The following is a 22,530-nucleotide window of genomic DNA, read 5'->3' as shown; positions in this document are numbered from 1 at the left end:
ATGCCAGGATTTGAATTATTTAGTGACCTAGAACGAAAAGAAGTTAAAGATGTGCTCGATAATGGTGTGCTTATGCGTTACGGCTTTGATGGTATGCGTAATGGGCATTGGAAAGCAAAAGAACTAGAGTCTGAACTTGCAAAAACCTTTCAAAGTAAGCATGTTCAATTGGTTTCTTCGGGTACTGCGGCTGTATCTGTGGCACTTGCATCAGCTGGTATCGGTGCTGGTGACGAAGTTATTATGCCCACATTTACATTTGTCGCAAGTTTTGAGGCCATTATGATGTTAGGAGCTATACCTGTTTTGGTGGATATTGATGATACACTAACACTAGATCCAAAGGCTGTAGAAGAGGCTATAACCTCTAAAACCAAAGCTGTTATGGTTGTGCAAATGTGTGGTAGCATGGGTGATATGAATGCACTAAATGAAATATGCGACAGACATAATTTAATTTTTGTAGAGGATGCTTGTCAGGCAATAGGAGGGACTTACAACAACAAACCGCTAGGTAGCATTGCTGATGTTGGTTGTTTTTCTTTTGACTTTGTAAAAACCATAACTTGTGGCGAAGGAGGTGCTGTAGTCACCAATAATCAAGAGTATTATTTAAATGCAGACCACTATAGTGATCATGGTCATGACCATGTAGGTAAGGATCGTGGTGCTGAAACCCATCCATTTCTAGGGTATAATTTTAGGATATCGGAACTCAATGCAGCAGTTGGTTTGGCTCAAGTAAGGCGTTTACCTGAGTTTATTGCGATTCAAAAAAAGAACTATACGGTCATTAGAGAGGCACTATCTAAAGTAGATGGCGTTACTTTTAGACGTGTACCAGAAGGAGGGGAAGAAAGCTACGCTTTTTTAAATTTCTTTCTACCAAATTTAGAAATTGCTAGAGAGGTTTCGAAAGCATTTAAAGAAAATGGTATAGATGTTTGTTTTCACTATTATGATAACAACTGGCACTATATTAGAAAATGGGAGCACCTAAAAGAGCTTAAATCTTTATTTCCTGTTTCTAAAGAAGTGAAAGAAGGATTAAAATATTTGGAAACGAAGACTTATGAACAGTCTGATGCTCATATAGCACGAAATATTTCTTGCTTGATAAAGTTATCATGGTCTGAAGAAGAAGTGCTACAAAGAGCCAGTAAAATGGCAGAAATCGTCGATTCGTTTACTTCTTAACACTCTGTATAGGCTTTGTATAGGATAACTTAGCCAGTAAATAGATTCTGTTTAGTAAATTGCTTAAAAATTAAGCTATGAAGAATTTATTACGTTTTATCTGTTTGTATTTGATGAGCTCAACGCTAATGCTCGCACAACAGACACCCTTAGATTTTTCGAACAGTCAACACGCTTTTACTGCTTTTGCTAATAGTGGCTTTTCTTTTAATGTAGATCCAACTGATGCAAGTAATGATGTTGGTCAATTTTTTAATGATGGTAGTGATCCATGGCAAGGGTTCTTTATTGATTTGAGCGTGCCCATTGATCTTAGTGATAATCAATTGCTAACCTTATCGTTTTATCAATTTGATCCAAATACACATGACATACTAATTAAACTTGAAAATGGGACTGATCCTGATGTTGAGGTATTACAATCTGTGAATGGTTCGGGTTGGGATTTTGATATCGAATTTGATTTTTCAAATGCTATAATAAGTGGTGTAGGTACACCAGTTAATGCATTAGGAACTTATTCGCGACTTGTTATATTCATTGATGGAGGTTCAAATACTCCAGGAACATATCTTATAGACGATGTAAATAATGGTGCTGTTGCTACAGATCCGCATGCACTTGACGTAATATATACAGATCTGGTGTGGTCAGATGAATTTGACAGTACCACACCTCAGGTACTTGATGACACGAAATGGTACCACCAAACCTTTGGTCCTAATGGAGGTCGTTGGTTTAATAATGAAGAACAGCATTATACAGATAGACTGGATAATTCTTACCTGGAAAATGGAAATTTAAATATTGTAGCTAAGGCAGAAAGTTTTACACAAGATGGTGTTACGCTTGATTACACGTCTGCACGATTAAATTCGAAATTTGCATTTACTTATGGTAGGGTAGATGTTAGAGCAAAATTACCCGAAGGCGATGGGACCTGGCCAGCGATTTGGACCTTAGGTAAGAATATTAGTGAAACTGGTGCATATTGGCAAACACAAGGTTTTGGTACAACCTCATGGCCAGCTTGTGGAGAAATTGATATAATGGAACATGGATTGGGTGCAACCAATCATGTTAGTAGTGCAATACACACACCTTCTAGTTTTGGGGCAACAATAAATTACCAGTCTTTTATTCTTAACGATGTTGCTAATAATTATCATGTTTACTCTGTAAATTGGTCTCCAAACCAGATTACATTTTTAATTGATGATGTTGGTTTTTACACCTATAATCCTGCTGTAAAAGATGCTGATACCTGGCCATTTGATGATGAGCAATATATTTTACTAAATATTGCAATGGGAGGTGTTTCAGGTGCTATAGACCCAGCATTTGTTGAAAGTAATATGGTAATCGATTATGTAAGAGTTTACCAAAATTTAGGATTAAGCGTTGATGAAAATTTCGCGAGTCAATTTAGTGTATACCCGAATCCTGCAAGAGATATCATAACAATAGAATCGCCGCAACGTGTTGATGAGGCCTTATTGTTTAATCCGCTTGGTCAGCTTGTTTTGAAAGAAACAAATAACGTTGAAAAACTAAATGTAGAACAGTTTAATGCCGGAATTTACATACTAAAGCTAAGGTCTGGAAATCAATCTGTAACTAAGAAGCTACTAATTAGTAATTAACATAATCAACAATTTCCAATCCATAACCTATCATACCAACACGTTTGGTTTGTAAACTATTTGAGATTAGTTTTAGCTTACTTATTTTAAGGTCGTGTAAAATCTGGGCTCCTATCCCGAAATCTTTAGAATCCATACCAATTCGTGGTGCTTTAACGAGTTCACCATCAACTTGATTTTCCTTTAGAATAGATAATCTTGTCAATAAATTCATGGATTCAGCCTGCTGATTTATGAATATTATGGCTCCTTTTCCTTCTTTGTTAATGACATTAAACATGTCATCAAGTTTCTTATCAGCGTTATTAGTGAGTGTACCTAATATGTCGTTATTTACTAAAGTGGCATTAACACGTGTCAAAATAGGCTCATCAGATTTCCAGTTTCCTTTTGTTAAGGCTATATGGATTTGATTGTTTGTAGTCTGCAGATAAGCACGCAATCTAAATTTTCCAAATCGCGTTTGAATATCAAAGTCTTCTTTCTTTTCAATTAGAGAATCGTATTCCATTCTATAGGCGACAAGATCCTCTATAGAAACAATTTTTAGATTAAACCGCTCAGCAACTTCAATTAGTTGAGGAAGACGCGCCATGGTGCCATCCTCATTCATAATTTCAACAATAACACCTGCAGGAGAAAAACCTGCCAATCGTGCAAAGTCAATAGCAGCTTCGGTATGTCCTGTACGTCTTAATACACCACCTTCTTTAGCTACCAGAGGGAAAATATGACCAGGTCTTGCTAGTTCGAAAGCCTTTGTATCTTTATTGACCAATGCTTTAATGGTTTTCGCACGATCATTTGCAGATATCCCAGTACTTACGCCATTACCTCTTAAATCAACAGACACAGTAAAAGCAGTTTCCATTGGATCTGTATTGTTCCTAACCATCATATTGAGCTCTAACTCATTACATCGATGTTCGGTTAGCGGAGCACAAATTAACCCTCTACCATGCATGGCCATAAAATTGATCATCTCAGGTGTCACTTTATCAGCAGCCGCTAAAAAATCACCTTCATTTTCACGATTTTCATCATCTACTACGATAATCACCTTACCATTACGGATATCTTCAATAGCTTCCTCAATGGTATTTAGCTTGGTTTTTGCATGTGTTGAATTCGTACTCATAGCCATATTCTTGTCTTGGCAAAGATACGCTTATTTTATGTTACGGATACAACTTAAATAGAAGTGTTCTTCAATTTTGTTCTTAAGTAATATGTACTTGAATGGGTACAAAGGAAGTGTTAGGAAGAACCAAATAGGATTGATTCTTTTCTTTTCCTCATTAATGGTTTTGTAGAATTTGGAATATTTGAGTGCAGAAACAACTGCATAAATGCCCAAGAATATGAAACCTATAATACTTAGACTTAATGAGGCTTCTGCAAATTCAGGTAACTTATTGTTCTTAAAGACGAAATGTAGAATTAGCAAAATACCTCCTATGGAATAACTTACAAGACTTGTAAGAGAGTAATCTTTATAATCCTTTACAATAGACTTGGCTTCGATTAGCTCATCTGGGATTTCAAGACCTTCCTTCTTTAGAGCCTCTAATGCGATATTCCTATTCAATAAATTATGTAAGGCAATTTCTTTAGGTTTTTTATCTAGGTCGTATTCACCTTGACTTTTAATCACATCGATTAGTTCCTCAATAGAATATTTCTTGAAATAATTATATTGTTTAGTCTCACTTTCAGAAAGTCGAATTGGATTTTTTGGTGAAAAAAGTCTTTTGATGGGTACAATGATGGCATCAAACTGAAACACACCTTTATCATTGGTAGCTCTTGTGGTTAAATATATACTTAAAGGTAGCATCACAGTAGTAGATAACCAGGATCCAATGATTGGATTAAGACTTCCTTTCTCTGCACTATTAATGGCAAAAATCCCAAAGAAATGATAGGTTAAGAATAAGACCATAGCTATTACCATTGGAAGCCCAAGACCACCTTTACGTATTAGAGCACCTAATGGAGCACCAACAAAAAACAAAATAATACATGCTACAGCAAGAACAAATTTGTCGTGTAATGCCGTGATGTGTTTATTATACCAGATTTTTTTAGTTGAGAAATTACGCTTATTTGATTCAATTATTTGTGCAGTACTATTTGCAGAATTAATGGCAAGATTAATTATTTGCAATTGGTTACGCGTATTAAACAAATCTAACAGCTCACCAGAATACAAGGAATCATTTTTAGTCTCATTCATATTGAGATTTAAGGCGGAATAGGTCGATCTATTATAGAGTGTGTTTGATAGTGCTTTTAGATCATCTTTGCGTTCTTGGTCGAGCGTATCTATCGCTCGGTTTAATTGACTAACATTAAACATATTATAGCGATCACTTTGGCTTCGCTCATCTAGATCTTCATCGTTTAATATCTCGAGATCTACATTAATGGTGTAGCTGTCAAAATAACTTCGAGCGTGAGGTCTATTGACATTTTTACGTGCATCTTTATTTATGATTTCCTCATAATAGTTTCCATTGATTAATTCGAGTTGCAATACATTAGAATTACTGCTGCTAATTAATTCTCCTCTTTCTGAAACTATAACTTTAAAATTACCTACACGAGCACTACTTTTTTGGTGTATAATTAGTCCTTCTAGATATTGTCCACGCTCACCAGACTTCTTGTCGACCTTAATATTTATGTTGCCTATTTCATTAAATTGTCCCTCTGCTATGGCCAATGCTGGTTTTACTTTGGCAATATTTTTTCTAAGGTTATAAAAGTGATATTCACCCCAAGGAATTACATTATTTGCAAAAAAGAAACATGCTACACCAAGTATTACTATAAATACACTAAGGCTTCTCATAGCGCGTTGTAGCGAGATCCCAGTGGACTTCATTGCTGCAAACTCATAGTTCTCAGCAAAGTTTCCAAAAACCATAATCGAGGTTAGTAATACCGATAATGGTACTACCAAAGGGATGAGCCTTGGCATGTAATAAAGGATAAACTTAGCTGTAACGGAAATATCTAAGTCCTTGCCAGCAAGCTCAGAGATATAGAGCCAAAATGCTTGAAGAACAAAGATGAACATGAATATAACAAAGACGCTAAAAAACGTCTTTAAAAATGTGATAAGTATGTACCTATCTAATATTTTCACTAATCCTTAGTCTATTTTATTGATGAAGTAATCACTGTATTTACCCTCATCAAATGTAAATAAGGTTTTTGAGATAGGCTCGTTTGTTTTAAAAGAATTAACGGTTAAGGTTGTTTTGGTGCCGTTTTTACCAATCTCAATTAAATTATAAATGTGGTTAGTAGTTGCATCTATACCCAATAAAACATGCTTTATTTCAGAATTTGTGTCTATTGGATTTAGTTTTACATACTGAATTTTTCTGCCCAAAACATTCTGAATAATATCCATTTTATAAGTGTAACCATCTTCATAAAATGATAACATTTTACTTGGAGTAATTGTCCCTTCTTCATCTGTATTTTCAGAAGAAATAGTTACCTCTTCATCTTCTGGACTTATAGTATATAGTGTTTTGCCGTCATAGATTCTTGTGATGCCTAAAACATTGAGCTTGTATTTGTCACCTTCAATGACAACATCACCTCGAGTTTCTTGTTTTATATTCTCGCTTACATTATTGAGTTCATACTTAAAATCCAAGCTTATGTTATCATAGGCCTTAATTTTATTACTCACCTCTTTCAATAAGTTTTCGGCCTTGGTATCGTTCTGTCCAAAACTTGTGAATCCAATGATTAAACTAAAAAGTAGTACTAATTTTTTCATTTTTATTATGTCTTCTTTCTATTGATTTTCGTTCTCCAATAATTGATCTAAAGCAATTAAGTCAGAGACTAAAACTTGCCTTGCTTTACTGCCTTCAAAAGGACCTACAATTCCTGCAGCTTCCAATTGATCTATAATTCTACCAGCTCTATTATAACCGAGCTTTAATTTACGTTGTAATAATGAAGCCGAGCCTTGTTGCGCAGTTACAATCACTTCAGCGGCTTCTCTAAACAACTTATCTCTGTCTGCAATATCTATATCAAGATTTGTGCCACCTTCTTCACCAACGTATTCAGGTAAAAGATGTGCATCTGGGTAAGCCTTTTGTGCACCAATAAATTCTGTAATCTTTTCAACTTCTGGCGTATCCACAAAAGCACACTGTATTCTAATAAGATCGTTACCCTGTGTATAAAGCATATCACCACGACCAATTAATTGATCTGCGCCAGATCCGTCCAATATGGTCCTTGAATCGATTTTACTTGTCACTCTAAAAGCAATTCGTGCCGGGAAATTCGCTTTAATTATACCAGTTATTACATTAACCGATGGACGTTGCGTAGCAATAATAAGATGGATACCAATAGCACGAGCGAGTTGCGCAAGACGTGCAATAGGTGTCTCAACTTCCTTACCTGCTGTCATTATTAAATCAGCAAACTCGTCTACCACTAAAACTATGTATGGTAAGAATTGATGGCCATCGTTTGGATTCAGTTTACGTGCTTTGAATTTAGCATTATACTCGGCAATATTGCGACAAAATGCATTTTTAAGCAACTCGTAGCGATTATCCATTTCTATACATAGCGAATTGAGGGTATTAATAACCTTGGTATTATCCGTTATTATAGCCTCTTCACTGTCAGGTAATTTCGCCAGATAATGACGTTCAATTTTATTGAATAATGTTAATTCAACCTTTTTTGGATCAACAAGAACAAATTTTACTTCTGCCGGATGTTTTTTGTAGAGTAGTGACGTTAATACCGCATTAAGTCCAACAGACTTCCCTTGTCCTGTAGCACCTGCCATTAATAAGTGTGGCATTTTTGCTAAGTCGACAACAAAGGTTTCATTACTAATCGTTTTACCAAACGCAATTGGTAATTGCATTTTAGATTGCTGAAACTTTTGAGAAGCTATAACGCTTCGCATAGATACAATAGTCGCTTTTTTATTAGGTACTTCTATACCGATAGTTCCCTTTCCTGGAATTGGTGCAATAATTCTAATCCCGAGTGCCGCAAGGGATAAGGCTATGTCATCTTCAAGATTTTTGATTTTTGAAATCCTAATTCCTGCTTCTGGTACTATTTCGTATAATGTAACTGTTGGGCCTATTGTTGCTTTAATGCTGCTAATACCTATTTTATAATTCAGTAATGTCTCGACAATCCTATTCTTATTTTCTTCGAGTTCTTCCTGATCTATAGAAATACCTTCATTGTCATACTTCTTTAATAAATCAAGCGGAGGAAACTGATACTTGCTTAATTCTAAAGTAGGATCAAACTGGCCAAAATCTTCAACTAACTTATCGGAAAGATTATCGGTCTCAGATTTTTCTTCAGCAATACTTTCGACCTCGACCTTAAGTTCTGGTGTTTCAGTTTCTTTCTCTTTTAGTGGTTCTACCTCAATTTTAACCGGTTCAGTCTTTGCCTTTGGTTTAGAATAATTGGAAATCGTAGGTTCTGGATTCTCTAACGGAATCTCAAATGCAGATTTAATTGCTTCAGCTTCTTCAGTGAGACTATTATCTACAGATACTTCTGACGATTCGGTACTATCCTTAAAATCATCCTTAATATCTTTTTTTGCGTTCTTAAACAGTTTAACAAACGAATCTCCCGTAACACTAAATCGAATAGCTAGATAGGAAATAAGTCCGAAGAGTAATAAAAGAATTACACCAATCTTACCTATGTAGTCTTGCAGGAATTGATTTATCTCAAAGCCGATGGTGCCACCTAGGAAATCATACTTATGTGTAAAAAAGCCAAATAAGATAGATAGCCAAATTACAATTAGAGTACCCCAAATCCAGTGTTTTCTTAAGCGCTCTTTTTTTAAGTTTAAAGTCACATAGACTCCAGATAAAAAAATCAATCCAGAAAAAATGAACGCAGGTATACCAAATCCTTTAGAAATAAATACTTCACTTACCCATGCTCCCAATTGACTTGCCCAATTTTTATAAGCCTCCGATCTTTCAGGAAAATTAGTTAATACACTTTGATCTTCTTTACCTGTAAAAATGAATGATAGAAATGATATAAAAAGAAGAACACCTACAATGATGAGTAAACTACCAAAAATCAACTTTTGTTGGTTGGATAGTTTAAGTGTAGGTTTTGAAAATTTAACCTTTGATTTTGCCTTACTTGTTGATTTAGTCTTTGTTCTTCGCTTCGCCATGGACGGTATCCAAAATATGGATAAATTCTAAAAATACATAGGAAATAATAAACACTTCCTTATTGATTGATTCTCTAAAATCAAAAATACAAATAAGTAACGTTTATTCTATTAGTTTTGGTATTAAAGAAATTTAGGAAGATATATAATACCAGCTATCACTACAGCTACTATAGAAGCAATAAATACAGCACCAGCAGCGACGTCTTTAATAAGCCCAATTTTTTCGTTGTGCTGAGGATGCACAAAGTCTGCCAAGTATTCTATTGCTGTATTAATACCTTCGATACTCATTACTAGACCAATCATAGCAATTTGGATTATCCATTCTGTACGGGATATATCAAAAACAAAGCCAGCTATTGTTACAACTATGGCAATAAAAACTTGAATTTTTATACTAGACTCTGTCCTTACAAGTATGAGCATGCCCTTAAAGGCATAGCCCACACTCTTAAGTCTATTAATGATAAATGGTTCGTTCTTTTGCATTTTACAGTGACAAGAACTAGCTCAAGGCATTCATTGCAGCCTCATAATTTGGCTCGTCAGCAATTTCGCCTACTTGCTCAGTATGAAGAATTGTGCCATCTGTATCGATTACGATGATACATCTAGATAATAAGGTTTCTAGAACACTATTTGCGATTGTTAATCCGTAGTTTTCTCCAAATGTACCAGATTTGTAATCAGAAAGATTAATAACGTCTTCTAAACCTTCAGCTCCACAAAAACGTGCCATAGCGAAGGGTAAATCTTTTGAAATGCATAAGACCTTTGTATTCTCTAATCCACTAGCTTCTTTATTAAATGTTCTCACAGATTGTGCACATGTACCAGTATCAATGCTAGGAAAAACATTTAAAACTAGTCTAGAACCTTGAAAATCTGATAAGCTTTTATCTGAAAGATCTGTTGCTGTAAGTTTAAAATCAGGAGCTTTAGATCCAACTTTTGGTAATTCTCCGCTTGTTTGTATTGGGTTTCCACCTAATGTTATATTCGCCATATATTGAGTTTTATTAAAACGTAAAATTAATAATTATTGAAGTTTAGTATGCTAAATAAAATATAATGTTCAACTCGAATATTTGTTTGAACTTTATTAGAATGTTCCTACAAAACCAATTTGATTTGTTCCTATTCTGAAATTCCAGGATATAGCCTTTTCTTTTTTTGGACCTTCATAAGCTTCAGATCCAAATAAGAATTTATCTATAGCATCTACAACAAAAATGCTAAGTACGGTACTAAATGCAATATCGCTAAACCAATGTGCGTCATCAATAATTCTAGAAATAGGAGGGATGGCTCCAATAGTATAAATACCTGCTTTTACCCATGGATTATCAAATTGTTTAGCGATAGAATGCGCCATTGTAATTGATAACACCGTATGACCAGATGGGAAGGATCGGTATCCAGCATCATTAGAAAATGGTTTAAAAGATAAATGACCTACTTCAGTACCAGGTCTTGCTCTTCCTATAAGTCCCTTGGAAAGCGATTGTATAAATCCAGTGGTTAGAGATGATGAAATTATGAGTACACTAACGCGTCTTAAATTTTCATTCTTCGTAAATAACCCAAAACCATATAAACCAGCATTTGCCATAAAATAATTCTGTGGGCTTCCAAAATACCAGCCAAAATCTCTAATTACTCCAGGGAAGTCTTCACTCTGGTTTTGAGCAAATTCTCGGATGGACTCATCGGTAAATGTTAAAGCTGCTGTACCTCCTAAAAGAATTCCAAGTTTAGCAAAATCATCACCTTGCCAATATAGTGGCCTTGTGACCGCATAACTAACACTTTTAAAAGTATATTCTGTATCATACTTCACCATTCCCCAAATGGTCTCTGGTTTAGGTTCAGAGAAATCAATTTGAGTATCGAGGGATTGTGCTTGTATGCACGTAGGTACAAACAAAAAGATTAATAAAAGTGAAAATACGAGCGCTCTCATACTATCTTAATTCTGCTCCAAGCTTAGACTCAAAACTAGATTGTAGTTTAGACATTATCTTGTCTATTTGCTTGTCTGTAAGTGTTTTGTTTTCATCTTGTAGCGTAAAACTAACTGCATAACTCTTTTTGCCTTCAGGTAGATTTTTACCTTCATAAACATCAAAGAGGTTAACATTTTTAAGCAGTTGCTTCTCGGTTTGTTTTGCAACGGTAAAGATGTCATCAAATGATACCTGATGGTCTAATAACAAAGCAAAATCGCGTCTAACTTCTGGGTATTTAGGAATCGCCTTAAACTTTATAGCATTGTGTTTGGCCATCTCAAGTACATTGTCCCAATTAAAATCTGCAAATAATACTTGTTGCGAAATACCAAAACCTTTTAAAATAGACTTTCTTACCAGTCCAAACTCAACCAGTTTTTTCTTACCTAAAGATAAGGCAATGCCTTCGCTAAAAATATCTGATTTTGTAGGTGCAGATTTATAACGGCTTAAGCCTAGGCGTTCTAATACAGCGTCTACAGTTCCTTTTAAGAAGAAAAAATCACTCGGACTTACTGAGGTATTCCATCGCTCAGACGTCTTATTTCCGGTTATAAATATTGATAGATGTTTGTATTCCTCACGGGCTTCTGAATATTGGTGATAGGTTTTTCCGTATTCAAATAGTTTTAGATCAGCTCGCTTTCTGTTAATATTATGCGCAATAGCTTCTAGACCAGAAAAGAGTAAAGACTGTCGCATCACACCAAGATCATTACTAAGCGGATTTAACATTTCAACATTATGCTCTGCATTCATGGAGTCTACTAACTCTATATATTGAGGTGTTGTGAGCGAATTGGTCATAATTTCAAAGAAACCTTGAGAAGCCAATTGCTGACCAATTATATTTTGAAGTTTATAATCCTCAAATCTAGTAGAATTGGAAATAGAGGCATTTAATTTTTCTGTAGTACCTACATTATTATAACCATAAACCCTCAAAATTTCTTCAATGATATCAGCTTCACGCTGTACATCATTGCGGTAGGCAGGTACGGTTAATCCTAATCCCGTTTCTGTTACGTTATTTACTTTAATTTCTAAAGAGGTGAGGATACTTTTAATGGTTTCCCTTGGTATTTCCTCACCAATAAGTTTCTTGGCGTTATCAAAACTTAAACGCACCTGAAAATCTTCAATTTTTACAGGATACGAGTCTGAAACATCACTTGATATTTCGCCACCTGCAATTTCAGTGATTAATAAGGCAGCACGCTTTAATGCATATTCCGTTATATTAGGATCTATACCGCGTTCAAACCTAAATGAAGCGTCCGTATTTAAACCATGGCGCTTAGCAGTTTTACGAACACTAACGGGATTAAAATAGGCACTTTCTAAGAAGATATCTCTAGTATTTTCTGAAACACCTGAGTCTATACCACCAAAAACACCAGCTATACACATCGGTTTTTCCACATCACAAATCATAAGGTCATCTTCGTGAAGCTCTCTAGCTGTTTCGTCTAAAGTGGTAAATTTTGTTCCAGCCTTACAGGTTCTAACCTCTACTTTGTTGCCAGCAATTTTCTGGGCATCGAAAGCATGCAATGGCTGTCCGAGTTCGTGAAGCACGTAATTGGTGATATCAACTATATTATTTATTGGAGACAACCCAATTGATTTTAAGCGATGCTGTAACCAATCTGGTGAAGATTCAACTTTTACACCAGAAATAGTGACACCACAATACCTTGGGCATTTCTCCTTGTCTTTTACTTCTACATCGATTTTTAAGGAACGTGCATCAACGTGGTATGAACTTACAGAAGGCGTTATGAGCTCAAGGGCCACTTCTTTTTGTAAAAGTCCCGCTTTGAGATCTCTTGCTACACCATAATGACTCATGGCATCAGCTCGATTTGGAGTAAGGCCTATTTCAAAAACCTGATCATTCTCTATATTAAAAACCTCCGATGCTTTAGTGCCAACTTTTAAATGCTTGTCTAAAATCATGATACCTTCGTGAGAATCACCTAAGCCAAGCTCATCTTCGGCACAGATCATACCATGACTTTCCTCGCCACGTATCTTACCTTTTTTAATTTTCCACGCTTCTCCTTCTACTGTGTAAAGGGTTGTACCAATAGTTGCTACAGGTACTTTTTGTCCCTTAGCTACATTAGGTGCACCACAAACAATTTGTACTGGCTCATCAGCACCTATATCTACAGTAGTTACTTTTAATCGATCTGCATTTGGGTGTTGTTCACAAGTTAATACCTCGCCGACAACAATGCCCTTGAGTCCACCTTTTACGGTTTCATAGGCTTCAATACCCTCAATTTCTAGTCCGAGATCAGTGAGTAACTCACCGGTTTTCTCGGCATCCCAATCTATCTTGATAAACTGTTTTAACCAGTTGTATGATATCTTCATGCGGTTTAATTAATCAAGCCACAAAGATAATAATAGTTGTATGTTAATGAAATTTGAATATGCTTTTTTATGTAAGGTAATTGTTGTTATTTCGAACTCTTTAAAAAGCATTTTTATGAAAAACATATTCCTGTTTGGCATGGTCTTACTTTTCTTATCATGTAATAATGAAGAGGTGAAACGTCAATTAAAAAATGGTAAGTATAAGGTGGAGTTAGACGTACAGGACAATGAACAATTACCTTTTACAATTGAAGTAACATCACCTGAGACCTTAAAAGTATTTAATGCTGAGGAGGTTATTGATGTTGATGAGATTGTTTACAAGGGAGATTCGATTTATATAAACTTTCCGGTTTTTAAGGATTATTTAGCTATTAAAGTTGTGGAAAATGGTGATTGGAGTGGATTTTATGTTAGTCCAGATAGAGGTCGCAAAGTAAATTTAAAGGCAACTTTTAAAGCTAAAAATAGGTTTGAATCAAATAATAAACCTGAGGAAGATGTTAATGGAATTTGGGAAACTGTATTTAGTAAAGGGATACAAGGAGATGAATATATTGCCAAGGGCATCTTTAAGCAACAAAATGAACGTGTCACTGGCACCTTTAGAACAACGACTGGTGACTACCGTTATTTAGAGGGTGTTATGGATGGCGATACCATGAAACTCTCAACTTTTGATGGTGCACATGCTTTTTTATTCACTGCAAAAGTGAATGATTCTACGATGGAAGGAACCTTTTATTCTGGTAAGCACTGGAAAGAACCATTTGTAGCTAAGCGTAATCCTGACTACGAATTACCGAGTGCTAATGAACTTACTTATTTGAAAGAAGGGTATGAACGATTTGAATTTTCTTTTCCTGATAGTTTGGGAGAACAAGTGAGTTTAGATGATGAGCGATTCAAGAATAAAGTAGTCGTGGTACAAATTATGGGTACATGGTGTCCTAATTGCCTTGATGAAAGTAAATATTACAGTAATTTCTATAACAATAACAAGGATAAGGATATTGAGTTTGTGGCCCTTGCATTTGAATATGCCAAAACCGAAGACCTTGCTATAAAACGTATAGATCGCTTACAGTCTAAGATTGGAATCAATTATCCAATTTTATTAGCTCAATATGGAACAGCTGATAAAGCTAAGGCACAAGAAAAATTACCAATGCTTAATCATGTACTGTCTTATCCGACTTCGATTTTTATAGATAAGAAAGGTAATGTGCGTAAGATTCATACAGGGTTTAATGGTCCTGCAACAGGAGATAAATATGTTGAATTCAAGGCCGAATTTGAAGGATTTATAGCGGAACTCTTGGCTGAGTAATTAAAATAAATCTTTAAGATGCGTATTAAAATATGCTGCACTATACTTAGCGCTTTCAGTTGAGTTGACTGTGAAATTTCCACCTTGCTCAATATAATAATAATCTAATCCAGAAGTATCTAGTTGAGGTAATATGGACTTATAGTCTATGGACCCATTTCCTAACTCTGTATAGTCGTCTGTTACCTTATCCATGTCCTTTATATGCCACATAACAAAACGCTTTGGGTTCGTAGCGATAAGGTCTTTTATAGGTAGTTTTGCAGAGCGTTTTAGCCAATACATATCAATTTGAAATTTAACTAAAGACACATCTGTTTCGTTCGTAACAATGTCAAATCCATTTTCTCCACCGTAATCTGTAAACTCGTAGCCATGATTATGATAGGCAAGTTTAAGACCTGCTTTTGAAATTTGTTCTCCCATTACATTCAATTTTTCGGAAATAATCTTAAATCCTTCAGCATTTCTGAATTTTGGGTCTACCCAAGGCCAAGTGATGTAGGCACTGTTCATTATTAAAGCACCTTCAATACATTTTGTAACATATCGTTTGAGCTCATCATTAGATTTTTCTAAAAATCCTGAAAAGGGATAATGACCACTACTGATGCTAAGATTAAGGTCGTCTAGTATCTTTTTAAATTCCTTGAATTTATAGCCATAATAGGTACTTTTATCAGCGTCGAAGCCATAATGCTCAAAATCTTCATATCCCATTGCTTTTAGTGCTTTTAATGTGGAGATTGGATCTATTTCCATTTGATCTCTAATGGAATAGAGTTGATAACCTAATTTTAGTTTTTTGGCAGTATTAAGGTCAATGCACGATATTGGTAGACACGCTAGTAATCCTGCGCTTGCTGTTAATTTTAAAAACTCAGATCTATTCATTTAAATTAATTTAAAGTGGTATATAAGTCACCAAAAGTCCTTGGATTATAAAGAAGATTATAAATGGAATAAATAAGTAACCTACAATATCTCGTGCCTGTATTTTTATACCCTTTCCCATAACAGGAAAAACCATAAGAAGAAAGAATGGTTGTAAAAGATTACTAAGACTTTCACCATATGCCACAGACATTGAAGCTCTAGCAATCATTGCATTCAATTCTGGTTGGGATAAGCCTATACCCAAATCCTTTACCATATTAATTATACTAGGGCCAATGACTGCAAACTCGCCTCCAGCAGATGGGATTGCAAAATTTACCATACCACCCGTGAGGTAGGAAATAAAGGCATAAGAGTTTGGAGTAGCTACTGAAGCTAAGATTTCACTGATTTTAGTCCCTAATCCCGAAGCAATCATAATCCCCATTATACCGGCATAGAATGGATATTGAAATAAAATACCCGAAATATTACTACTAGCGCGCTTCATGGCAATACTATAGCGCATTGGTGTTATATGAAGAATCAGACCTAACATCAAAAAAATAAAAATCATAATGTTGAAGTTGAGATCGAATCCCTTTGTGATAAAATGATATATGATGTAAGTTGAACCCAAAAGTGCTACACTAAGTTGTAACCAACCAGCATTATTTAGGGCGTCCGAAACTGCTTTAAAAGGCAATTTATAAGAATTTGCTTCTTCTTTTACCGACGTAGTCTCATCACCAATTTCTGTTTTTAAATCTCTTAATTCTTTTCCTTCAGAATTTTTTGGGATTAAAAGCCATATAGTTAGTGGTGCAATTATTACAAATAGTATAATCATTGAAATATTTAGTAAGGCACCTAAACTGTAAGTGGTTGAAATTGTTGATTCTAAAATTCCATCTTGAATAAGAAAGTTATTTTCTGTGTTCAGTAAAAGTGCAATGGAACTAGACAATCCGCAGACCCAACCATTTAATGAAAAATAAACGCAAGAAATTAAAAAAGGATAGTGAATACCTTTAATCCTCAGCGCCAATTCGCGTGCTAGAATTGCGGTTACAACAACCATCCCAAAACTTATTAATGATATAAGGGCACCAAAGGAAATAATGATAAGATAGACTTGGGTAGGTGTTTTAACAAGAGTCGCCAATTTGTCTATACCTTTTTTAATTGGTGATGATTCAGCAATGCAATAAGCTGTTATTATAATTAGAACAATTTGCATACCGAATGAAAGTAGTTTCCAAAAGCCATCATACCATCCTTCTAATATTATAATAGCTGTAGAATCGGTAAACAGAATAGCTAAAATCGCAGAAAGTAAAGTTAATAACAGAGCAAATACATAAGCGCTAGGCATATATTTGGTGAAGGTGTCAGTAAATTTCTGACCGAGTCGCGTAAGCATAAGAGATTGTTAGTTAGGACTAAGATAAATCTTTTTTAAAACACTATCAATGCACCTACAAAAGTGTGTGGGTCTTAATAATAAGTTAATTAACAAAGTCAATTCTTTTTTAACAAGTCCATAACAGCAGTGTCTTAATAATCAGAGTAATTTGGAGGTAAGAACTAAACAAAATCAATATAATCATATTCTTCCAGGAATATTATTATCTAAAAATTTTTAGTAAGGGATCGTTTACTTGTGCTAATATTTAGCTATTAACCAATCCTAGATATTGCATTCATCATCAAAACACGTTTAGTTACTGTTTTGTGAGGCCTGGTTGTAGTTGGTGCCAGGCCTTTTTTTTAGCTTATATAATTCCAAATATTTTTATACTTGGCCATTTGTCTGTAAGTACTTAAAATCGCTTTGTTCTCGGGTAGGGCCAAGCTCGGATCAATTTTTAAAGTATTCTTTGCCATAAATCTAGCTTGGTCTAAAATAGATTTATCCTTTACTATATCAGCTATTCTGAGGTTTAGAACACCACTTTGTTGTGTGCCCATTACATCACCAGGTCCACGCAATTTTAAATCAACTTCAGCTATTTCAAAGCCATCATGAGATCTTACCATGGTTTCTAAACGTGTTTTACTATCATTGCTAAGCTTGTGGCTAGTCATTAGTATACAATAACTCTGTTCAGCACCACGGCCAACGCGACCTCGTAATTGATGTAGTTGCGACAGGCCAAAACGTTCAGCACTTTCGATTACCATAACAGAGGCATTAGGAACATTAACGCCGACTTCAATTACTGTGGTAGCTACCATAATTTGTGTTTGTCCTTTGGCGAAACGTTGCATTTCGTAATCCTTGTCACTAGCCTTCATTTTACCATGGACAATTGAGATTTGATATTGTGGCAGAGGAAATTCTCGCGATATACTTTCGTAACCATCCATAAGGTCCTTGTAATCCATTTTTTCGCTTTCCTGAATTAAAGGATAGACGACATATACCTGTCTACCTTTTGCAATTTCGTCTTTCATAAACCTAAAAACATTAAGTCTATTTTTATCATAACGATGTACGGTCTTAATTGGTTTTCTGCCAGCAGGTAATTCATCAATTACTGAAATATCAAGATCACCGTAAACAGACATGGCTAAGGTTCTTGGAATAGGAGTAGCCGTCATCACCATGATGTGTGGAGGAGAACTATTTTTCTTCCATAATTTACTTCTTTGAGCGACTCCAAATCGATGCTGTTCATCAATAATTGCGAGCCCTAAATTTTTAAATTTTACCTTATCCTCGAGTAGGGCATGTGTGCCAATTAGTATCTGTAAACTCCCATTTTCTAAATTTTCATGGATTATTTTTCTTTCTAAAGTTTTACTTGAACCAGTTAATATTGAAATACTGATATTTAATTTATTACATAATTCACTTAATCCATTGTAATGCTGGACTGACAAAATTTCAGTTGGCGCCATTAGACAACATTGAAAACCGTTATCAAGTCCCATGAGCATTGACATAAAGGCGACTATGGTCTTTCCAGAACCAACATCTCCTTGCAAAAGACGATTCATTTGAGCGTTGCTACCAAAATCTGCTCTAATTTCTTTTAAAACACGTTTCTGTGCATTGGTCAATTCAAAGGGTAGATGCTCGCGGTAAAACGTATTAAAATAGTCTCCAACTTTTTCAAACTTGAACCCTTTGATCTTCGATTTGTGAATCAAATTTTTCAATATTAATTGTAATTGTATATAAAATAATTCTTCAAATTTTAATCGGAATTGTGCTCTTGAAAGAAGGTCAGAGGACTTTGGAAAATGGATATTAAAAAGTGCATCAGATTTTGACATTAATTTTAATTCTCCCAAAATTGAATGTGATAAGGTTTCAAAAAATTGCCCTTTGGTTTCCAAAAAGAGTTGTTGCATAACTTTGGTAATGACACGATTGGTAATACCCTTATTGGTAAGTTTTTCTGTAGAGGGATAGATGGCCTGCATTGCTGAGCGCAAATTTTTCTCATGTTCAGATTGTAATTCTAGCTCAGGATGAGGCATGCTGAATTTTCCATTATACAAATTTGCTCTTCCAAAAGCGACATAGGGTTGACCTATTTTGAGGCTTTCACGTATCCATTTTTGACCTCTGAACCAGACAAGCTCCATCATACCACTCTCGTCTTTAAAATCGGCAACCAATCGCTTACCACGTTTTTGGGCAACTTCCCTAAAACCGGTAAGAACGCCTATTACCTGAACTTCTGCATTATTGCGTTGTAGTTGGTTGATAGCATAATATTTTGTCCTATCGATATAACGGTTTGGGAATAAGTTAATGAGATCTTGATAGGTATGTATTCCTAATTCTGAACGCAGTAAATCTGCCCTATTTGGGCCGACACCTTTAAGGTAATCTATTGGTGTTTGTAGATTTACGCTCATATTACGAAATTACTGATTTTGGTCCTAAAAACACATCTCATTTTTTATAGAAAATGACTAAAATTCGTACTTTGGCGTTATCCTTGTATAGAATCGGTTAATGAAACAAATCGTCTTGTATTTATTGGTAGTTGTGAGTGTTGTTGCGTATGGGCAACAAGTAAATTATGTGGATTTTACTGAAGGGAATGCGAGCATTAAATTATATCCAGATTCCTCTAAAGTAGAAGGATCGGTAACATATAAGTTTGATGTGACAAGGTCAGTTGATTCCATTTATGTTGATGCTAAAAGGATTAATGTCGATAAGGTTTTATTAAATGAGGAGCCAGTTGAGTTCTTTAATAGAAATAATAAGATTGTCATTAAAAAAGCTTTTAAGCCATCTTTAGAAAATGAGCTATTCATTTCGTATTCGGCCAAACCAAAAAAGGCATTGTATTTCTTGAAGCGGAATGAAGATTGGAATATTTGGACACAAGGTCAAGGAAAGTATACGAGTAATTGGTTACCGAGTTTTGATGACGTTAATGAAAAGTTGGTGTTTACATTATCTGTTGACTTCAAATCAGATTATACCATTGTTTCAAATGGTAAGTTAGATTCACAGTTAACATACTTTGATCCACATCGCCAGATAGTGACATATAAAATGAAAAAAGCAATGCCGAGTTACTTGGTTGCACTTGCAGTTGGAAAATATGATAATCAAACACAAGTGTCTCGGTCTGGTATTTCCCTTGAATTCTATTACTATCCTGAAGATTCATTGAAAGTTGAATCTACCTATCGTTACAGCAAACGTATGTTCGACTATCTGGAGAGCGAAATCGGGTATCCATATCCATGGCAAAATTATAAACAGGTTCCGGTTCATGATTTCCTTTATGCAGGCATGGAAAATACTAGTGCTACTATTTTTTCAGATGCATTTATGGTCGACCATATTGGCTTTAATGATAAAAACTATGTAAACGTCAATGCTCACGAGCTAGCACATCAGTGGTTTGGTGATTTGGTTACAGCAAAGTCGGGTGAGCACCATTGGTTACAAGAAGGTTTTGCGACCTATTATGCATTATTGGCAGAGCGCGAAGTTTTTGGTGAGGATTATTTTTATTTTAAGTTGTATGAATCGGCAGTAGACTTAGGGCGTCAAGATATTTCTGGTCAAGGGACTTCGTTATTGAATCCAAAATCTAGTAGTTTAACCTTTTATCAGCGCGGTGCGTGGGTTTTGTTTGCTTTAAGAGCTAAGGTGGGTGATGAAATTTTTAGACAGGCCGTACGTAATTATCTGAATAAACATGCCTATGGTAACGTTGAAACAAACGATTTTATTTATGAGGTAGAGTCGCTTTATAAACGTAGCTTAAACTCCTTTGTAAATAATTGGATTAAGAGTGAGAAATTTCCAGCATATGGTGCTATCGATCTATTAAAAGAGGAATCTTCGTTTTTACAAGAATACCTCATGGTTGATTGTCAGGTGAAATCTTCGAAGTGTGAGGAGTATCTCAAATACTATGTATCAGACGAAGCAAAGGTGAAAATCATAGCCCAGTTGCCAGAATTAGTAACCTCAGATACTTTTAAAAATAGTTTAAAAGTTAGGCAAGCTATAGCGCAACATGTTACAAAAATACCTCAGCAATTAAAGGAGGAATATGAAACCTTGTTGGATGACAAATCCTATATCACTATAGAACGGGCACTCTATAATCTATGGAATAACTTTCCATTAGATCGTGGGAAATACTTGTCTAAAACACGAAATATACACGGTTTTAATGATAAGAATATTCGATTACTTTGGATTGTTTTGAATTTAAATACCCCATACTATAATTCGGAAAGTAATCAAGAGTTATACACGGAACTTCTAGGTTATACTGGAGGAGAACATAATGTGGACTTAAGAATAAGTGCATTTCAATATTTAAATTTAATTGATGGTTGCAATGAAAAATGTGTTGAGAATATTGAAGACGCGAAATCTCACCATAACTGGAGGTTAGTGCAATTTGCTAAAGATTATAGTGAAAAACTTAAAGAGAAAAAGAAGTAATGCGAGCATTGGTAATTTCTGGAGGTGGTAGTAAGGGAGCTTTTGCAGGCGGTGTTGCTCAATACCTTATGCGAGAGGAAGGTCGTGACTATGATATGTTCTTAGGGACGTCTACAGGAAGCCTTTTGGTACCACATCTTGCAGTGGGTAAAATAGATAAGCTTTATAATATTTTCACAAACGTGCAACAACAGGATATTTTCAGTGTTAGTCCTTTTGTGCAACGAAAAAAGGGTAATAGAGAATATGTTTCTATCGATTTTGTTAACTCTTTATGGCAATTTATTCGATTGAAACGAACATTTGGTGAGAGTAAGGCCTTAAAGCGAAATATTAGAAAGAACTTTACCGAAGAAGAATTTGAGCGTATAAAATCTATAAGGCACGATGTGGTAGTCACGGTGTCTAACCTATCAATGAATCGTGTAGAGTATAAGTCTATTAATGACTGTACTTATGAAGAGTTTTGTAATTGGATATGGATATCTTGTAATTACATACCTTTTATGTCGCTGGCCGTTGTAAATGGGCATGAGTATGCGGATGGTGGCTTGGGAAGTGTAATTCCGATTAGAGAGGCTATACTAAGAGGAGCTAAGGAGGTGGATGCTATTGTTTTGGAGGCAGAGACCATGAATAGACAAAAGGTACTTGGTAAAAACCCATTTTCGTTAATGATTAGTTTGTTTGGTCATCTCTTAAATCAGGTGGAACGAAATGACATAGTCATTGGTAAACTAGCAGCTAAAAACCAAGGTGTAAAATTGAATTTATATTACACGCCTACTTCACTTACTGAAAACTCCTTGATATTTAGTAAGCGGCTTATGGAAAGTTGGTGGCAGCAAGGTTATGACTATGCTGCTCAAAAACATGCTAAACTTAATAGGCAGTACCAAATTTAATTTGTGGGAGTATTT

The 22,530-nt window shown here is 35.2% G+C and carries 16 protein-coding genes; 5 read left to right on the top strand and 11 right to left on the bottom strand.

All coding sequences use genetic code 11. The annotated features are described in order from the left end of the window. A complete protein-coding gene (locus tag ACRHOC_RS08160; RefSeq protein ID WP_431158112.1) occupies positions 1–1,197 on the top strand; it encodes a DegT/DnrJ/EryC1/StrS family aminotransferase in 1,197 nt (398 codons plus the stop codon). Between the two features lie 77 nt (positions 1,198–1,274). Beyond that, complete coding sequence (locus ACRHOC_RS08155) at positions 1,275–2,840, top strand: family 16 glycosylhydrolase (protein ID WP_431158111.1); 1,566 nt, start codon at positions 1,275–1,277, stop codon at positions 2,838–2,840. Here ACRHOC_RS08155 and ribB read toward each other — a convergent pair. From ribB to pheT, 8 genes are all read right to left on the bottom strand, one after another. Continuing rightward, entirely contained in the window at positions 2,830–3,978 is a 1,149-nt protein-coding gene (ribB, locus tag ACRHOC_RS08150; RefSeq protein ID WP_431158110.1) for a 3,4-dihydroxy-2-butanone-4-phosphate synthase, read from the bottom strand. The two genes, ACRHOC_RS08155 and ribB, sit on opposite strands and share 11 nt — an antisense overlap. A 30-nt stretch (positions 3,979–4,008) precedes the next feature. Further along, the gene (locus tag ACRHOC_RS08145; RefSeq protein ID WP_431158109.1) at positions 4,009–5,991 is read right to left on the bottom strand and encodes an LptF/LptG family permease; all 1,983 of its coding nucleotides are present in this window, start codon (positions 5,989–5,991) and stop codon (positions 4,009–4,011) included. A 6-nt stretch (positions 5,992–5,997) separates the two neighbouring features. Next, complete coding sequence (locus ACRHOC_RS08140; RefSeq protein WP_431158108.1) at positions 5,998–6,639, bottom strand: LolA family protein; 642 nt, start codon at positions 6,637–6,639, stop codon at positions 5,998–6,000. An 18-nt stretch (positions 6,640–6,657) separates the two neighbouring features. After that, entirely contained in the window at positions 6,658–9,066 is a 2,409-nt protein-coding gene (locus tag ACRHOC_RS08135) for a DNA translocase FtsK 4TM domain-containing protein (protein WP_431158107.1), read from the bottom strand. A 123-nt stretch (positions 9,067–9,189) separates the two neighbouring features. Next, positions 9,190–9,558, bottom strand: coding sequence for a diacylglycerol kinase (locus tag ACRHOC_RS08130; protein ID WP_431158106.1), 369 nt, complete (start codon positions 9,556–9,558; stop codon positions 9,190–9,192). Between the two features lie 16 nt (positions 9,559–9,574). Further along, positions 9,575–10,075 carry a thiol peroxidase gene (tpx, locus tag ACRHOC_RS08125; protein ID WP_431158105.1) on the bottom strand — a complete coding sequence of 167 codons (501 nt, stop codon included), beginning with the start codon at positions 10,073–10,075 and terminating at the stop codon, positions 9,575–9,577. A gap of 96 nt (positions 10,076–10,171) precedes the next feature. Further along, positions 10,172–11,032, bottom strand: coding sequence for a phosphatase PAP2 family protein (locus ACRHOC_RS08120; RefSeq protein ID WP_431158104.1), 861 nt, complete (start codon positions 11,030–11,032; stop codon positions 10,172–10,174). A gap of 1 nt (position 11,033) precedes the next feature. Next, the gene (gene pheT / locus ACRHOC_RS08115) at positions 11,034–13,460 is read right to left on the bottom strand and encodes a phenylalanine--tRNA ligase subunit beta (RefSeq protein WP_431158103.1); all 2,427 of its coding nucleotides are present in this window, start codon (positions 13,458–13,460) and stop codon (positions 11,034–11,036) included. Between the two features lie 115 nt (positions 13,461–13,575). Between pheT and ACRHOC_RS08110 the strand changes: the two genes are divergently transcribed. Continuing rightward, complete coding sequence (locus ACRHOC_RS08110; RefSeq protein WP_431158102.1) at positions 13,576–14,793, top strand: peroxiredoxin family protein; 1,218 nt, start codon at positions 13,576–13,578, stop codon at positions 14,791–14,793. Here ACRHOC_RS08110 and ACRHOC_RS08105 read toward each other — a convergent pair whose 3' ends face one another. The 3 genes from ACRHOC_RS08105 to recG form a co-directional block, all read right to left on the bottom strand. Beyond that, positions 14,794–15,687: a sugar phosphate isomerase/epimerase family protein gene (locus tag ACRHOC_RS08105; RefSeq protein ID WP_431158101.1), complete on the bottom strand. Its 894-nt coding sequence runs from the start codon at positions 15,685–15,687 to the stop codon at positions 14,794–14,796. Between the two features lie 10 nt (positions 15,688–15,697). Continuing rightward, a complete protein-coding gene (locus tag ACRHOC_RS08100; RefSeq protein WP_431158100.1) occupies positions 15,698–17,092 on the bottom strand; it encodes a short-chain fatty acid transporter in 1,395 nt (464 codons plus the stop codon). A 347-nt stretch (positions 17,093–17,439) separates the two neighbouring features. After that, positions 17,440–19,542, bottom strand: a complete 2,103-nt coding sequence (gene recG / locus ACRHOC_RS08095; RefSeq protein WP_431158099.1) for an ATP-dependent DNA helicase RecG — start codon at positions 19,540–19,542, stop codon at positions 17,440–17,442. Positions 19,543–19,642: 100 nt separating this feature from the next. Between recG and ACRHOC_RS08090 the strand changes: the two genes are divergently transcribed. Beyond that, positions 19,643–21,610: a M1 family metallopeptidase gene (locus ACRHOC_RS08090; protein WP_431158098.1), complete on the top strand. Its 1,968-nt coding sequence runs from the start codon at positions 19,643–19,645 to the stop codon at positions 21,608–21,610. Beyond that, a complete protein-coding gene (locus ACRHOC_RS08085) occupies positions 21,610–22,515 on the top strand; it encodes a patatin-like phospholipase family protein (RefSeq protein ID WP_431158097.1) in 906 nt (301 codons plus the stop codon). Before ACRHOC_RS08090 ends, ACRHOC_RS08085 begins: the two co-directional genes overlap by 1 nt. Positions 22,516–22,530 lie beyond the last annotated feature (15 nt).

It is taken from the genome of Winogradskyella poriferorum (genome assembly GCF_050618035.1).
Lineage (GTDB): Bacteria > Bacteroidota > Bacteroidia > Flavobacteriales > Flavobacteriaceae > Winogradskyella > Winogradskyella poriferorum_A.
Note: the sequence above shows the minus strand (reverse complement) of the source record. Positions and strands in the feature narration are given on the sequence as shown.

Bases quoted from the DNA above. Each gene is read 5' to 3' on its own strand.
- ACRHOC_RS08160 (WP_431158112.1), top strand. From the start codon at position 1: ATGCCAGGATTTGAATTATTTAGTGACCTAGAACGAAAAGAAGTTAAA.
- ACRHOC_RS08155 (WP_431158111.1), top strand. From the start codon at position 1,275: ATGAAGAATTTATTACGTTTTATCTGTTTGTATTTGATGAGCTCAACG.
- ribB (WP_431158110.1), bottom strand. From the start codon at position 3,978: ATGAGTACGAATTCAACACATGCAAAAACCAAGCTAAATACCATTGAG.
- ACRHOC_RS08140 (WP_431158108.1), bottom strand. From the start codon at position 6,639: ATGAAAAAATTAGTACTACTTTTTAGTTTAATCATTGGATTCACAAGT.
- ACRHOC_RS08135 (WP_431158107.1), bottom strand. From the start codon at position 9,066: ATGGCGAAGCGAAGAACAAAGACTAAATCAACAAGTAAGGCAAAATCA.
- ACRHOC_RS08130 (WP_431158106.1), bottom strand. From the start codon at position 9,558: ATGCAAAAGAACGAACCATTTATCATTAATAGACTTAAGAGTGTGGGC.
- tpx (WP_431158105.1), bottom strand. From the start codon at position 10,075: ATGGCGAATATAACATTAGGTGGAAACCCAATACAAACAAGCGGAGAA.
- ACRHOC_RS08120 (WP_431158104.1), bottom strand. From the start codon at position 11,032: ATGAGAGCGCTCGTATTTTCACTTTTATTAATCTTTTTGTTTGTACCT.
- pheT (WP_431158103.1), bottom strand. From the start codon at position 13,460: ATGAAGATATCATACAACTGGTTAAAACAGTTTATCAAGATAGATTGG.
- ACRHOC_RS08110 (WP_431158102.1), top strand. From the start codon at position 13,576: ATGAAAAACATATTCCTGTTTGGCATGGTCTTACTTTTCTTATCATGT.
- ACRHOC_RS08105 (WP_431158101.1), bottom strand. From the start codon at position 15,687: ATGAATAGATCTGAGTTTTTAAAATTAACAGCAAGCGCAGGATTACTA.
- ACRHOC_RS08100 (WP_431158100.1), bottom strand. From the start codon at position 17,092: ATGCTTACGCGACTCGGTCAGAAATTTACTGACACCTTCACCAAATAT.
- recG (WP_431158099.1), bottom strand. From the start codon at position 19,542: ATGAGCGTAAATCTACAAACACCAATAGATTACCTTAAAGGTGTCGGC.
- ACRHOC_RS08090 (WP_431158098.1), top strand. From the start codon at position 19,643: ATGAAACAAATCGTCTTGTATTTATTGGTAGTTGTGAGTGTTGTTGCG.
- ACRHOC_RS08085 (WP_431158097.1), top strand. From the start codon at position 21,610: ATGCGAGCATTGGTAATTTCTGGAGGTGGTAGTAAGGGAGCTTTTGCA.